The following is a 14,175-nucleotide window of genomic DNA, read 5'->3' as shown; positions in this document are numbered from 1 at the left end:
GCCCATGTCGCTGAGCTATCTCGAAACCTCCCTCGACAGGATCGCCGCCGCCACCCGCGACGATGTCATCGAGATCTGCATCAATCCCGACGGGACCTGCTGGGGAGAATTCCAGGGCGATCACTTCATGCGAAAGCTGGACCAGAGGCTGACCGCAACAGAAGTCAAAGACCTCGGCAACCAGATCGCCTCCTCCGCCAACACGACAATGAGCAAGGATCGCCCGATCGTTTCGGTCTCGATCACCTACAAGGGGCGACCGATCCGGGCGCAGGTCATCACTCCACCTGCAGTGCTAACCGCCATGTCGATCAGCCTTCGGTTCTTTTCAAGCCTGCCACTCGACGGGATCGCACTCGACTTTCTCTATGGCAAGGAACGCAAGCTTGAAGAACTCCGCCTCGAGAAAACCCAGGAACTGCGTGAAGTGGTGGCCGCGGGCGTGATCGACGATGCGCTGGCCTTTTGCGTCGACAACAAGCTTAACATGATCGTCTCTGGCGGCACCTCAACCGGCAAGACCGTGGCTGCGCGTAAGATCCTCTCGCACGTGCCATCCGAGGAACGCATCGTCACCATCGAGGAAGCCGCCGAGCTTCTGCCGACCCAGCCCAATGCCGTGACCCTCATCGCCAATCGCGATGCGGAGTTCCAGACCGCCGATGTGCTGCTCACCGCAACGTTGCGCATGCGCCCCGACCGGATCATCCTGGGCGAGGTGCGAGGCAAGGAGGCCATGACCTTCCTCGAGGCGATCAACACCGGCCATGGTGGGTCCATGACCACCCTTCACGCAGAAACCCCGCAACTGGCCGTGCAGCGGCTGGCGATCGCAGCCCTCAAGACCGAGATCCCGATGACCTATGCCGACATGGTCCAGTACATCGAGAATTCCATCGACGTGATCATTCAGGCCGGTCGCCATGACGGCAAACGCGGCATTACTGAATTCTACCTCCCCGGCACAACCGAGATTGGAGCTTCCCAATGAAGACCTTTGAATACGACATCCTCAGCTTTCCCATGACCCGAAAGACCAGCCTTGCCGACATGCAGGCCAGCCTAAATGTGAAGGGGGCCGAAGGCTGGGAGGTCATGTCGATCAGCTCCTCGGAATTCGCCAACGTGGGACACACTGTCTTCCTGAAGCGCGAGACCACACCCGCCAGAGCCACGGCATGAGGCAGGCGGGCTGTACCCTCGTACTGACTGCGCTGGTCCTGGGCCTGACGTCGGCACCCGGCTTCGCTGAGCGCAATCTCGTGCCGTCCCTCGAGCGCAGTTTCGACGTCTGTCCAGACCGGCCCGCTGAACCCGTCTGGATGCAGGAGATCCCCCTGCGCCAAGCCTATCAGCGCGTGTTGGTTCAAGACATCTACCGAGCCCAAAATCTTGAACGCATCGTAGAGACTGGCAGCTGCGCTTGCGAGATCCGCTTCCCATCTTGGGACGCAGCCGAGGCGGTGTTTCGCGAGGTCCACGCCAGTGACGAACGCTGGAAAATGCTGGAAGCATCCGACGCCTACAATCGGCGCGCCAACGACGTTCGTCTCGAGGCTAAAGCCATCTGCGAAGCTGCAGGAAACTGGTGAGGCACACTTTAGATGAGCGTCGTCACCTATTTCGTTGAAACCTCCCAGGGCTATCTCGACGCCGCCGCCGAAACCCAGTTCGGGTCGGTCGCGGCAACGGTGGGCACACTTCTGGTACTGGGAACAACGCTCGTGGTGATCCTCGTCTTCCTGAACACGATCTACCAGTACAAGGCGATGGACGGCCGCACGGCCTTCTGGCTCGCGGTCAAGATCGGGTTGATCGGGATATTTGCAACCAACTGGGTGCAGTTCAACGCCCTCTCCTCCGCCATCCTAGCTGGCATTGACAGCATTGCGGGGGCGCTCGTGGCTTCGGTCGGCGGTGGAACTCCTGGCCCTTCTGGAACTTTCGCCGAAGAATTCGACCGTTTGATCGCCGAGTTGGGGGACTACTTGAACGCCGCAGGTTCAGAATTGAACTGGATGGCCGGCGCCATGCTCGACATTGTCGGAGTCCTCTTGCTCTCGATACTCGGCGGGCTGGCCGCCTTCATCCTTGTGGCATCCCGCCTGATGATCGCACTTCTAATCGGGATCGCGCCGGTAATGATCTTCCTCACCCTCTTCGAGGTGACTAAAGATTACTTCGCACGCTGGCTGTCGGCACTGGTTTCCTTCGCACTCTACCCAATCGTCGTCGCAGGGGTGTTCGCCACGATCACTGGCGTCTCTTCCGCTCTGATCGGTGAGCTTGGCGACCCGGAAGGGGCATCAAATATCGGTGCGCTCATTCCGTTCTTCATGATGGTCCTCATGGCCAAGGGCTTCATCATTGCCACGCCCTTCATCGTCCGCGCGATCTCCGGAAACATCATGATGCCCGCCCTCTCTGGTGGCCTAGGCGGCGGCTACAGCTTTGCCCGCGCCGCAATGGGCAGCCAGCAGGCCTACAATCGCTACCTGATCGGTGGGGCAAGCGGTGCGGAATATGCAGCCCTCAGAGCGCGGCAGTTCTTCGGTGTGCAGCAGATGCCTGTTCGGCAAGGGATGGGGCAGACCGGTTCCGCAGGAGGCACAGGATCCGCAGACTCGGGGTCAAAAATGCTGGCGCAGCTGGCGAGACTAGGTCGACTTGGACGACGGTGACGGCCCTGGGCCGACATTCCGCGCCCCATAATTAGGTCCCAGGAAGCTGACATTGGTGCAACTCGCAGCAATTCCCTCTATCGAACCATAGGGATGAACGAACCAGCATGGCCTAATCACGCAACATCAAAGGAACTCTGGCTGAGGACCTTTCTCATAGCTATGTCCTTTCTCGAGAACAGCCTTTCGGTCAGAGACCTTCTGGTGAAATTCGACTAGAGCCTGCAGGTCAGCATCAATATCTGCCTTTCCAGGTAGCTCCTGTGGCAAGTCTGCCGCCCTATCGTGCCCGGAATAATGCGAGCATCGCTTCATACCCTCGAAAATCGCCGGATAATCAACTGCCGGATCATAGCAAGCATGTTTGAGGCTTTGGGTCATCACCTCGGGACGAAAACGCTGTATCGTACCGTTGAACAGAATTTCTTCGACGATCCGCTCCCAGGTTTCGCGCATTAGCGTATAAATGGCCGTGAGCGGATCGCGAAATCCCTGAACCTCCGGATCATAACCGTCCTTATACAATTGGGCCTTAGCTTCTTTGAGTTCGCCGATGCGCTGCTTTGCCTTCTTGGTGTGGTTTGGCTTACCCGAGTCGTCAATAATCCCGAACTTGTTTCCACCTAGGCTCGACATCCATTCGGTATGGCAGGGAGTATCGGCACGGCGTGCCTCATTCTCCATCATGTAGTGAAACATGATATTATGCGTAAAGATAATGACCTGGCGGCCTGCCGAGGCCTCCGCCACAAGCCGCTTCGCCACCGCTTCCATTCGGGAATGATCCAGAGAAGATACCGGATCATCGATTATGATGCCGTGTTCGGCGCCAATCTCGATGAGTTCGGCAAGGAAACATGACAATGCAAGCGCTCGTTGTTCACCTTCGCTGAGCACATCGCTGTTTTTTGCCACACGCTGATGGGCAGTCAGTCCAACTTCGATCACACTGTCAGGGCCCGCACTGCGGTCGGAAAGGTCGATGGGGATATGCGAAAGTTTCAGGGTATCCAGTTCCTCCGTGAGCTGCGTTTTCAAGCTCTTGGTCAGTATGACACGGCGACGGGCCGTGAGCTGGCGTGCAATCGGACCTGAGGCACATAGCTTTCGCGCCTCTTTGATCTTGAGGCGTTCCACGAGCTGTATGAGTCGGGCGACCACAATTTCGATCTCCTGACTCAGCTTCTTTGCATCTTCGAGCTCTGCCTTTTGGGATGCGAGCGCTTTCAAGCGCTCTTCATCGGCATCTGCTTTTTCCAGTGCGTCGATCTGCGCCTGCAGGTCTTCAAGCGCTGCATCGATCTTTTGGACGAGATCGGCTTGGACAGCTTCCATAGCATCCGTCCCATCAAAAGTGCCCGCTTCGATCGTCGCCTTCACGGCCTCAAGACGCGTTTCAAGAGCACCGTAGCCAACCGCAATCTCATTGACAAAAGCCTGATGGTCATCGCTCAACCCGCCATAAACGCCAAGAAGCGCCTTGGTTTGTTCCGGCGTGCCAAGGCGGAGAGCATTTATCGAACCGACAAGCGCTTCGTAGTCTTTTGTGGCTTTCTGACTGTCGCTGGCAGTGCGCCCAGAAATATACTCATCGAACTTCGCCATCCGTAATGCCGCGTCATCCTCCAGGGGTTGCTGGCAGAGGACGCAGGCTTCGCCAGTTACAAGCTTGGGATCATCGCGCTTAGGGAAAGCTTCACCGGCAAAGTCCCGGGCATAGATCAGCATCTGTCGCCATGATTCCGAACCGATTTCCGGGATCGGCATTCCTTCTCCCAGACCTTGGGCTGCAGCCTTAGCCGCCTCGGCCTTTGTCGTCATATCGGTGTGCGCATCTTTGATCTTGGCGATGCCATCATCGGCAAGAAGTTCAAGGTGACCGGAAAGCTCGGTCTTTATCCTCTCTAGCTCCTGCTGCGCCGATCTGTGAGACCGCAGCCGCACCTTAGGATCATCGCGAATTTCATCGCTAACGCTCTGGCGAGCGGCCTCTTTTTCATCATTCCATACGGAGAGAGCGCGCAGGCCTGCTTCATCGGGAAGATCGGCTAGCTCTGTCTCAGGGACGAGTTTTGCAAGAGCCTGCGAGACAACGGTGCCATCCGTAAAACCAACAGGCAGTGGCGTACGGATCGCCGCATCGATCCTGTTTTCCCGCGCTTCAAAATCACCGTCCAACGCTTTTGCTGCCAGAGCGAGCTTGTTCAAAAGGTCGAGTTCATAGGGCAGGAATTCAACCTTGCGGTCTTTGTCTACGTAAACGCGCGCCGTCGCCGTATCGAACACGGATATCCTTGCTAGTTCTGCTGGAGACGGGTCGCCATGTCGCCAGGTTGTCTCTTGGCGCTCGGGTTCCCCGCCTTCTATGCCGAACACAAGGTCAACTTCAGGGGGGTCGGCTGGTGCCGCCTCATAAACATTGCCTTTGAGGTCCTGAGGACTGAGAGACCTGCAAAGCTGTTTAGCTATTCGGCAGTAGCCGCTCTTACCTGATGCATTGGCACCATAAACAAGTGTGATCCCGTTCTTCGCGAATTTGATCGGTGGCTGGTCGCTTGCTAGCCGATCTATCCGACGGACAGGTCCAATCGCACCAAGAACTGTCCGGGGGGCGTCGGCCGCCGGATCAGATAGGTGCTCAGCAGCAAGGGAAGTAACCGCAGCGACCTCGTCGTCGATCAATTCGGTTGCCTTCTCAACAATCCTTCTTAGGTCCAACAAGTCTTCCTTGCTCAACTCGCCTGTTGTTGCCAGCCTCCGAAGCGCATCCTTTTGCCAATTGGGCCGTACGTTTTGATCTGACCAAGCAATAAGTTCCTCAAATGCCATTAAACTATTTCCTTATAAGGCCGAACAGCGATAGGCCGCTAATGGTTCTCTACAAGTTAAGCCAAGTACCCTTTGCGAGAAAACATAGGATCGTCGGAGCAGGAGATCTATTTTGAAAGAGTCGAGAACAAACTCACGAGATCATTGTCGGAAAACTCGGTGTCGGCGCGGGTACTTTGCACTCGAGGGCTGGGTTGGTACTCATCATAGTCAGGCGCTTCAATTTCACTGATCTTCTGTTGGACCACGTTTTTCGCTGCTTCGGCGCTGCGCCCTGTGTGCTTTGCAATGAATTCCAGTAGCTCTATGTGTTCGTTCAACTCACTTTCAGTGGAAAGGTTAGAGATTGTTTCTGAAACCTCATCAAACTCATAGTCAATCGCGGAATTGATCGCGTCCTCGATAGGGCCGAGATCAATAGCTGCATCAAGGTACTCGTCTATGGCGTCTTTCACGGCAACCAACTCGTCCATCGGAACGCCAGCTTCGATCGCCCTCACCAAGGCAACTTCAACTGCAGTGAGTAGGACCACCTTGCCAACCAAATCATCACCAACAAAGCTGGAGATCCTCCAATGAAGTTCTGGCAATTCTCTGGAATCTCGTGCCGCGTCGACCCAAAGGCTATCACTCTTCAAAACTGAGATTGCCGCATCTAGAAAGCGACTGTCGCCAGAGTGCTCAAACAGGTCGAGCAAAACGGATCCGCGATCTGCGATAGAGAGGTCGTCGAGCTTGGTATGCCAATAATTGTACTGCCGTAACTTCACATTTTCGAAATTGGGGATTTGGTCCAATTTATTCGCAAACTCGAAGAATGCTAGCGCGAGCGTTTTCAGTTTATCGGGATCCGTCTGGAACGTATGCTTCAAGTGGCTCCACAGATTTTGAGCCCATTCAGCTCGAACACAAAGAGGTGGGAGCAAGGCTAAAAAGGCCCCGTCAGATAGATGTTCTTTTAAAAAGTCGCGGACTGATGGGTTTACAAACCGCACGTTCTGATCCGATATAGCAATAAAACCAGACTCGAGTGATCTCAGCGCTTCTTCGAAGTCCTCCGGCTTTGACGGCTGTGAATAGTTTTCACAGATCTTATTATGTATCGCGTCGAAATTTTCTCGCAGAATCTTGATGGATTGGCGGTACTGATTGCCAAAGTAGAGAGCCACTAGCAGATTCTGGCAGCGCATACTGAGACTGCGGTAAGCCTTAGCCCAGACCAGCGCTGGATTCTCTAAAGTCTTGAAGGCAAATTTTGGATAGTCAGATGGTTCTAAGTCCATAGGACACTCTGCAGAAATATGCGCAATTATGCGCGGATTGTAGTTTTGGTGGTCGACGATCTTCTTGAGCCAATCATCCTGAAGCAGAGCTGCAATATGGTCGCCCTTCAAATCTGACGCGGCAAGATGGTTGAAAAATATACGCGCCTTGATTGAGCGGGTATATTGGCCAACATCCAGCAAAAATTTTGAAAGCTGGAAGCGGCCCTCATCCATATGATCTGAAAGCCGCCGTGCTTCTTCAAAAATGTGCGCGCGTGTGGTAAGAAGGAAGCGAGAGTTCTTGGACGCTCTAACCCGTTTCACAAATCTCGCAAGCTGCCCATCCCTTTGAATAAGCGCTTGGCGATCGAGCTCAATCTGACCGAGGAAATCGTCAAAGAAGAAGATGGTTCTCTTTTCCTCATCAAGTTTGGCAAAGCCATCGTCGAGAGATCTTATCGCGCAAAATTGCCAATCGTCATTAAGATAGTGATCCCACATTTCCCAAGTAAGGCGCTGATTTCGCTGTCCTGACCATTATATTTCCTATATAAAACATGGTGTTGAAGGCTGCGAGGGGCGCGTTTCATGGATCACCCAGAGGGTGCGGGCTTGCAACGGGCAGATCGGGTGGATTTCGACCCTCGCGTGCGGCTGGAATTTCGCGGCACGCAGCTCAGTTCCGACGGCGGCCTTCTGGTGATGCGCGAGCTTGATGACGCGCTCGGGTTGTCCGATTTGGCGTCAGCGGCGCTGCGCGATACTCGCTCTGGCAAGAACACGGTCCATCGGCTCGACGGCCTGTTCCGGCAATCAGTCTTTGGGCGGCTGGCCGGATACGAGGATGTCAACGACGCCAACCGTCTCGCCTGCGATCCGGTCATGCGCCAAGTTGTCGGCGGCAGAGCGGTCGATGCACAAGCGGCCTCGGCATCGCAGATGGGACGGTTCGAGACCGAGACGCTGGCTCTGGCCGGGAACCGTGCCGCGCTGGCCGACCTGAACGGGCAATGGATCGACCGGTTCCATGACCGTAACGGGCTGAAGTACATCGTTCTGGACATGGACAGCTCGGTCAGCCCGACCCATGGCGACCAGGAAGGGTCCGCCTGGAATGGCCATTTCGACTGTAGCTGCTATCACCCCAACTTTCTGTTCAACCAGTTCGGGATGCTGGAACGCTGCGCCCTGCGCCATGGCAACGTCCACAGCGCCGATGGCTGGCGTGATGTTCTCGACCCCGTCATTGCGCGCTACGCGGAGCGCGACCTTGGTGGCAGGTTCTTCCGGGCCGATGCTGCCTACGCGATCCCGGCGATCTATGAGCGATTGGAAGAAGCGCGGTTCTTCTACGCCATCCGGCTGCCCGCAAACGCGGTCCTCAAGGACAAGATCGCGCATCGGCTAACGCGCCCTGTCGGGCGGCCGTCACTGACCAAGGTCAAGCGGTTCTTCGAGGAATTCGAGTATCAGGCGGCGTCCTGGGACAAGGAACGCCGGGTGATCGCCAAGATCGAATGGCATCCGGGCGAACTGTTCCCGCGTGTCGGCTTCATCGTCACCAACCTGCCGATGGAGCCGGACTGGGTGGTGCGGTTCTACAACCAGCGCGGCACCGCCGAGCAGCACATCAAAGAGGGCAAATACGCCTTTCGCTGGACGCGGCTGTCGTGCCGGAAGTTCCGCGACAATGAGGTGCGGCTGCAACTGCACGCCCTGGCGTACAACCTGGCCACCTTCTTGCGCTGCATCGAGCTGCCCGAAGCCATGGCCGACTGGTCGTTGACCAGCCTGCAACTGAAGCTGATCAAGATCGGGGCACGTGTGGTCCGTCACGCCCGCACCATCACCTTCCAGCTGGCCGAGGTCGCTGTCACCGGCACGATGGTACGCGCCATCCTCGCCGCTATCCGCCGATTGCGAGCGCCACCGCTATGCGCATGATCGCGATCCACGCTCAAACTGAACGAAAGCGGCTGGACAGATCTGTCCGCTGCGCTGAAAAACGCCGCCCCTGGGCAAGGAAACAGCGGCTTCGCGGTCTGATCCGTCCAGATCCAGCAGTCTGCGCGACCGCAGGTGCCGCTTGCGGCAGAAAATCCTTGTCTAGCGATCGGATACAGGCGATCTTCACCTCAAACGACACGCCACCTGGGGAATGCAGGTTGAGGAGTGCCGCGGCACCCGCAGGCATCCGACGGCCCGAAACCAGACCCGCTCTCAGCCCGCGAGGAATGAGGATGAAACCCGACCTGCGCCCGCTTGCCGTCGCAATGCTCCTTGCCCTCCCGGCGCGGGCCGAACCGCCCCTGACCGTCGACACCGTCATCGCCCATGCCCAGGCCGAGCCGCGCACCTTCACACTGACTGGCGAGGTCGTCGCCCACGAGACGTTGAGCGCGGCCTTCCCGACCGGCGGGCGCATCACCGAGATGCGGGTCAGCGCCGGCGATCGCGTCGCCAAGGGGGCGACGCTGGCCGAGGTCGATTCGGTGCAGCAGGCGCAGGCGGTGCGCGCCGCCAAGGCCGCGCTGGCCACCGCCGAGGCAAGCTATGCCAAGACCCGCGACGACAGCGAGCGTCAGGACGCGCTCCTGGAACGCGGTGCGACGACGCGCAGCGCGCGCGATGCCGCGGCCGATCAGTTGCGCGCCGCCGAGGCGCTGGTGGCGCAGGCGCAGGCCGATCTGGACCGGGCGAAAAAGGCCTTGTCAGACACTGTTCTGCTGGCCCCCGCCGATGCCACCGTAACCGCCCGCAAGGCCGAGCCGGGGCAGGTTGTAGGCGCCGCCCAGACGGTGCTGGAACTGGCGCTGGGCCAGTCCTTCGACGCGATCTTCGAGGTGCCCGAGGTCATGCTGACCCATCCAGGCAAGGCGCCCGATGTCAGCCTGCGGCGGCTCAATTCCACCGCCGTGCCGTTTCATGGCGTGGTGAGAGAGGTCTCACCCCTCGTCGATCCGCGCAAGGGCACCGTGAAGGTGACGGTGCGGATCGTCGATCCGCCCGCCGGCCTTGGCTATGGCGAGGCGGTGACCGGCAGCGTCACCATGGCCGGCGAGGACCAGATCGCGCTGCCCTGGTCGGCGATGAGCGCGACCGCCACAGGCCCCGCCGTCTGGGTCGTCGACCCGGCCAGCCACGCGGCCCATCTGCGCCAGATCGAGGTACTGCGCTACGAGACCGGCAAGATCGTGCTGGCGGGCGGGGTGACGGAGGGCGAGCAGGTGGTCACGCTGGGCTCAAACCTTCTCTATCCCGGCCGGATCGTGCAGCCGATGGAGGTGAAGTGATGCGCCCGATCGCCCTTGTCCTCGTGCTGCCGCTGGCGCTGGCCGCCTGCAAGGAAGAGGCCGCCGCGCCGCCCCCGCCGCGCCCCGTGGTGTCAGAGGTGGTGACGCCGCAATCGGGCCTCAGGCCGCAATATGTGGGCACGGTGACCGCGCGGGTCGAGACCGATCTGGGCTTTCCGCGCATCGGCACCGTCGCCGCGCGGCCGGTGCGGGTGGGCGATGTGGTGCAGAAGGGCGACGTCCTTGCGCGGCAGGACCCCGAAGAGCTGGACGCCGATCTGCGCGCCGCCGAGGCCGGGGTGACCGTGGCCGAGGCGCAGGCCAATTCGGCCCGCGATGCCGCCGCGCGGGTGGACGAACTGGTGGCGCGCGGCGTCGACAGCACGGCGGCGGCGCAATCGGCCCATGCCAGCGCCGCCGCCGCTGAGGCGCAGCTTGAACAGGCGCGCGCCACGCTTGCCCGCGCCGAGGACGCGCGCAACCTTGCAACCCTGCGCGCGCCGCAGGACGGTGTGATCACACAAACCTTCGCCGAGCCGGGCGCGACGCTGGCCGCCGGCCAGCCGGTGCTGCGCCTTGCCGGCACCGGCGAGCGCGAGGTGGTCATCGACCTCAGCGAACAGGACATCGCGGGCCTTGCCCCCGGCGCGGTGTTTCACGTCCGGCTGGAGGCCGCGCCGCTGATCGGCGCGACCGCCACCTTGCGCGTCATCGACCCGATGGCCGACGCCGCCACCCGCACCCGCCGCCTGCACCTGACGCTGGCGTCCGACACCCCCGCCGCCTTCCGCCTCGGCGCGCTGGCGCTGGTCGAGCCGGTGGCCGAGACGCACGCCCGCACCACCCTGCCGCTGACCGCGTTGATCGGTGCGAAAACAGGCTCTGACTCGGCGGTCTGGGTGGTTTCGCGGCCCGAGGGGATCGTCCACCGCACCATTGTGAAAACCGGCGCGACAGTGGGTGACCGGGTGCTGATCCTCGCCGGGCTGAAACCGGGGGACGAGGTGGTGACGAAGGGCGTGAATTCGATCAAGGACGGCCAGAAGGTGGGCCGGGAGGTGAGCGAATGAAAGGCTTCAACCTGTCCGACTGGGCGCTCAACCACCGCTCCTTCGTGTGGTTCCTGATGATCGTCAGCCTCGTCGCCGGCGCGCTGGCCTATGTCTCGATCGGGCGCGAGGAAGACCCGAACTTTGCCATCAAGACGATGATCATCTCGGCCTCGCTGCCCGGTGCCTCGGTCGACGAGACGCTGACACAGGTGACCGACCGCATCGAGAAGAAGCTCAAGGATCTCGACGCGCTCGACTTCACCCGCTCGGTGACGCGGCCGGGCCAGTCGATTGTCTATGTCGAGCTGCTGCCGACCACCAAGGCCCGCGATCTGCCCCGCATCTGGGAAAAGGTGCGCAACATGATGGCCGATATCCGGCCGGACTTTCCGGCCGAATTCGCGGGCTTTCAGTTCAACGACGATTTCGGCGATGTCTTTGGCAATATCTTTGCCTTCACCTCCGACGGCTTCACCCCGCGCGAGCTGCGCGATCATGTCCGTCAGGTCCAGCGCGCGGTGCAGGCGCTGCCGGATGCCGGCAAGGTGACGATCTTCGGCACTCGGGACGAGGTGGTCTATCTTGAATTCTCGACCGAACGGCTGGCGGCGCTGGGCCTCAACGAGCAGCAGGTTCAGGCCTCTCTCGCGGCGCAGAACGCGATCCTGCCCTCGGGCGTGATCGACGCGGGGCCAGAGCGGGTGCTGGTGCGTGTCGGCGGCCAGTTCACCGGGGCGCAGAGCCTGCGCGACGTCAACCTGCGCGTCGGCGACCGGTTTTTTCGCCTCAGCGACGTGGCCGATATCAAGCGCGGCTACGAAGACCCGCCGTCCGAGCTGTTTCGCTACGACGGCCAGCCGGCCATCGGCCTGGCCGTGGGGATGCGCAAGGGCGCCAACATCATCGACTTCGGCAAGGAGCTGACCGCGGTCATGGCGCAGGCGCAGGCCGAGATGCCCATCGGGATCCACATCCATCAGGTCGCCGACCAGCCGCATGTGGTGGAAGACGCCGTAGGCCATTTCCTGCGCGCGTTGATGGAGGCGGTGGTGATCGTGCTGGCGGTCAGCTTCGTCAGCCTCGGCCTTCGCGCCGGTCTGGTGGTGACGCTGACCATCCCGCTGGTGCTGGCGATCACCTTCGTGGTGATGGATTACACCGGCTTCACCCTGCAGCGCATCTCGCTGGGCGCGCTGATCATCGCGCTGGGCCTTCTCGTCGACGACGCGATGATCGCCATCGAGACGATGATCACCCGGCTCGAGAAGGGCGACAGCCGGACAAAGGCCGCCTCCTACGCCTGGACCTCCATCGCCTTTCCGATGCTTTCGGGCACGTTAGTGACGGTTGCAGGGTTCATTCCCATCGGGCTCAACAACTCGGCGGCGGGGGAATTCACCTTCTCGCTCTTCGTCGTCATCGCCGTGTCGCTGCTGGTGTCGTGGATCGTCGCGGTGCTGTTTGCGCCGCTCATCGGGGTGACGATGCTGCCCCGGTCGATGCCCGACCACAGCCACGAACCGGGCCGCCTGCGTCGCGGCTTTCACGGTATCCTGCGGCTGGCGATGCGCTTTCGCTGGGCCACCATCGTGCTGACCCTCGCGGTGTTCGGCCTCTCGGTCTACGGCATGAAGTTCGTCGAGCAGCAGTTCTTCCCCTCCTCCGACCGGCCAGAGCTGATCGTCGATGTGACCTTGCCGCAGAACGCCTCGATCGCCGACACGCAGGCGCAGATGGACCGGTTCGAGGGCTACCTGAAGGGTGACAAGAACGTGCTCTTCTGGTCGTCCTATGTCGGCCGGGGCGCGCCGCGGTTCATCCTGTCCTACGACGTGCCGACGCCGGGGCCGAATATGGGCCAGATCGTGATCCAGACGCCGGGGGTCGAGGCGCGCAACGCGCTGCGCGCGCGGCTGACAAAGATCGCCGAGGACGAATTTCCCGGCGTCGACATGTTCATCAAGCTGCTCGAGATCGGTCCGCCCGTCGGGCGCCCGGTGCAATACCGCATTAGCGGCCCTGACATTGCCCGATTGCGCGATCACGCGCGGGACCTGGCGGCGCTTGTCGCCACCGACAGCCGGCTGGTCAACATCGTCATGGACTGGAACGAGCCCGCGCGCGTCGTCCGTGTCGACATCCTGCAGGACAAGGCGCGCCAGCTTGGCCTGACGTCGAAGGACATCTCGGGGGCGCTGAACGCCATCTATGACGGACAAAGCGTCACCCAGCTGCGCGACGGCACCTATATGGTCAACATCGTCGCCCGCGGCAACGCGGCGGCGCGCAGCTCGGTCGAGGGGCTTTATAACCTGCAACTCGGCGGCAGCGGCGGCGCGGCGATCCCGCTTTCCAGCGTCGCGGTCTTTCACTACGACACCGAGCAGCCGGTCATCCACCAGCGCAACCGGATGCCGACGATCACCGTGAAGGCGGCGATCGCGTCGAAGGATCAGCCGGCGACAATCGTCTCTGCGCTTGCGGAAAAGATCGCGGATTTCAACGCCAGGCTGCCGTTTGGCTACAAGGTCGAGGTCGGCGGCACCGTCGAGTCGAGCGCCAAGTCGCAGGCGCCGATCGCGGCGGTGGTGCCGCTGATGCTGCTGATCATGGTGACGCTGGTGATGATGCAGATGCAGGGCTTTCGCCGCAGCCTCGTGGTGTTGCTGGTGGCGCCGCTGGGTCTGATCGGCGTCGTCGCCGCGCTGCTGCCCTCGGGCGCGCCGCTGGGATTCGTGGCGATCCTGGGGGTGCTGGCGCTGGTCGGCATCCTCATCCGCAACTCGATCATCCTGGTGAGCGAGATCGAGGCGCTGCGCGAGGCCGGCCAACCGGCGTGGGAGGCGGTGTTCAACGCCTGCGACAGCCGGGCGCGGCCGATCCTGCTGACGGCGGCGGCGGCGAGCCTTGCGCTGATCCCGATCTCGCGCCAGATCTTCTGGGGGCCGATGGCCTATGCGATGATGGGCGGCATCATCGCCGGCACGGTGATCACGCTGGTCTTTGTGCCGGCGCTGTATCTGGCGGTGTTCCGCGTGAAACGGGAGGCATAGGC

The 14,175-nt window shown here is 60.8% G+C and carries 10 protein-coding genes; 8 read left to right on the top strand and 2 right to left on the bottom strand.

All coding sequences use genetic code 11. The features are described 5' to 3' along the window. The first annotated feature begins 4 nt into the window (after positions 1-4). The 4 genes from BMG03_RS20350 to BMG03_RS20335 are packed head-to-tail and all read left to right on the top strand — an operon-like array spanning position 5 to position 2,681. Positions 5-991, top strand: coding sequence for an ATPase, T2SS/T4P/T4SS family (locus BMG03_RS20350; protein WP_075777196.1), 987 nt, complete (start codon positions 5-7; stop codon positions 989-991). After that, positions 988-1,182 (top strand): hypothetical protein, encoded by a 195-nt coding sequence (locus tag BMG03_RS20345; protein WP_075777197.1) that lies wholly within the window; start codon positions 988-990, stop codon positions 1,180-1,182. Before BMG03_RS20350 ends, BMG03_RS20345 begins: the two co-directional genes overlap by 4 nt. Next, a complete protein-coding gene (locus BMG03_RS20340) occupies positions 1,179-1,592 on the top strand; it encodes a hypothetical protein (RefSeq protein WP_075777198.1) in 414 nt (137 codons plus the stop codon). The genes BMG03_RS20345 and BMG03_RS20340 overlap by 4 nt, the downstream gene beginning before the upstream one ends. A 12-nt stretch (positions 1,593-1,604) precedes the next feature. Continuing rightward, complete coding sequence (locus BMG03_RS20335; protein WP_075777199.1) at positions 1,605-2,681, top strand: TrbL/VirB6 family protein; 1,077 nt, start codon at positions 1,605-1,607, stop codon at positions 2,679-2,681. Positions 2,682-2,807: 126 nt separating this feature from the next. On the opposite strand, the gene BMG03_RS20330 is transcribed toward BMG03_RS20335, so the two are convergent. Together BMG03_RS20330 and BMG03_RS20325 are read right to left on the bottom strand one after the other, a co-directional pair. After that, positions 2,808-5,510 carry an AAA family ATPase gene (locus BMG03_RS20330; RefSeq protein WP_075777200.1) on the bottom strand — a complete coding sequence of 901 codons (2,703 nt, stop codon included), beginning with the start codon at positions 5,508-5,510 and terminating at the stop codon, positions 2,808-2,810. Positions 5,511-5,617: 107 nt separating this feature from the next. Then, complete coding sequence (locus BMG03_RS20325) at positions 5,618-7,276, bottom strand: nSTAND3 domain-containing NTPase (protein WP_075777201.1); 1,659 nt, start codon at positions 7,274-7,276, stop codon at positions 5,618-5,620. 87 nt (positions 7,277-7,363) lie between these two features. Here BMG03_RS20325 and BMG03_RS20320 point away from each other — a divergent pair, with 87 nt between their 5' ends. The 4 genes from BMG03_RS20320 (at position 7,364) to BMG03_RS20305 (ending at position 14,173) form a co-directional block, all read left to right on the top strand. After that, positions 7,364-8,719 carry an IS1380-like element IS1247 family transposase gene (locus BMG03_RS20320; RefSeq protein ID WP_006473457.1) on the top strand — a complete coding sequence of 452 codons (1,356 nt, stop codon included), beginning with the start codon at positions 7,364-7,366 and terminating at the stop codon, positions 8,717-8,719. A 296-nt stretch (positions 8,720-9,015) separates the two neighbouring features. Further along, positions 9,016-10,068, top strand: a complete 1,053-nt coding sequence (locus BMG03_RS20315) for an efflux RND transporter periplasmic adaptor subunit (protein ID WP_157771629.1) — start codon at positions 9,016-9,018, stop codon at positions 10,066-10,068. Next, positions 10,068-11,138: an efflux RND transporter periplasmic adaptor subunit gene (locus BMG03_RS20310; RefSeq protein WP_075777203.1), complete on the top strand. Its 1,071-nt coding sequence runs from the start codon at positions 10,068-10,070 to the stop codon at positions 11,136-11,138. Before BMG03_RS20315 ends, BMG03_RS20310 begins: the two co-directional genes overlap by 1 nt. Further along, complete coding sequence (locus BMG03_RS20305; RefSeq protein ID WP_075777204.1) at positions 11,135-14,173, top strand: efflux RND transporter permease subunit; 3,039 nt, start codon at positions 11,135-11,137, stop codon at positions 14,171-14,173. The genes BMG03_RS20310 and BMG03_RS20305 overlap by 4 nt, the downstream gene beginning before the upstream one ends. Positions 14,174-14,175 lie beyond the last annotated feature (2 nt).

Source organism: Thioclava nitratireducens, from assembly GCF_001940525.2.
Taxonomy (GTDB): domain Bacteria; phylum Pseudomonadota; class Alphaproteobacteria; order Rhodobacterales; family Rhodobacteraceae; genus Thioclava; species Thioclava nitratireducens.
Note: the sequence above shows the minus strand (reverse complement) of the source record. Positions and strands in the feature narration are given on the sequence as shown.

Excerpts from the sequence above, each read along its gene's own strand:
- BMG03_RS20350 (WP_075777196.1), top strand. The coding sequence starts at position 5 with ATGTCGCTGAGCTATCTCGAAACCTCCCTCGACAGGATCGCCGCCGCC.
- BMG03_RS20345 (WP_075777197.1), top strand. The coding sequence starts at position 988 with ATGAAGACCTTTGAATACGACATCCTCAGCTTTCCCATGACCCGAAAG.
- BMG03_RS20340 (WP_075777198.1), top strand. The coding sequence starts at position 1,179 with ATGAGGCAGGCGGGCTGTACCCTCGTACTGACTGCGCTGGTCCTGGGC.
- BMG03_RS20335 (WP_075777199.1), top strand. The coding sequence starts at position 1,605 with ATGAGCGTCGTCACCTATTTCGTTGAAACCTCCCAGGGCTATCTCGAC.
- BMG03_RS20330 (WP_075777200.1), bottom strand. The coding sequence starts at position 5,510 with ATGGCATTTGAGGAACTTATTGCTTGGTCAGATCAAAACGTACGGCCC.
- BMG03_RS20325 (WP_075777201.1), bottom strand. The coding sequence starts at position 7,276 with ATGTGGGATCACTATCTTAATGACGATTGGCAATTTTGCGCGATAAGA.
- BMG03_RS20320 (WP_006473457.1), top strand. The coding sequence starts at position 7,364 with ATGGATCACCCAGAGGGTGCGGGCTTGCAACGGGCAGATCGGGTGGAT.
- BMG03_RS20315 (WP_157771629.1), top strand. The coding sequence starts at position 9,016 with ATGAAACCCGACCTGCGCCCGCTTGCCGTCGCAATGCTCCTTGCCCTC.
- BMG03_RS20310 (WP_075777203.1), top strand. The coding sequence starts at position 10,068 with ATGCGCCCGATCGCCCTTGTCCTCGTGCTGCCGCTGGCGCTGGCCGCC.
- BMG03_RS20305 (WP_075777204.1), top strand. The coding sequence starts at position 11,135 with ATGAAAGGCTTCAACCTGTCCGACTGGGCGCTCAACCACCGCTCCTTC.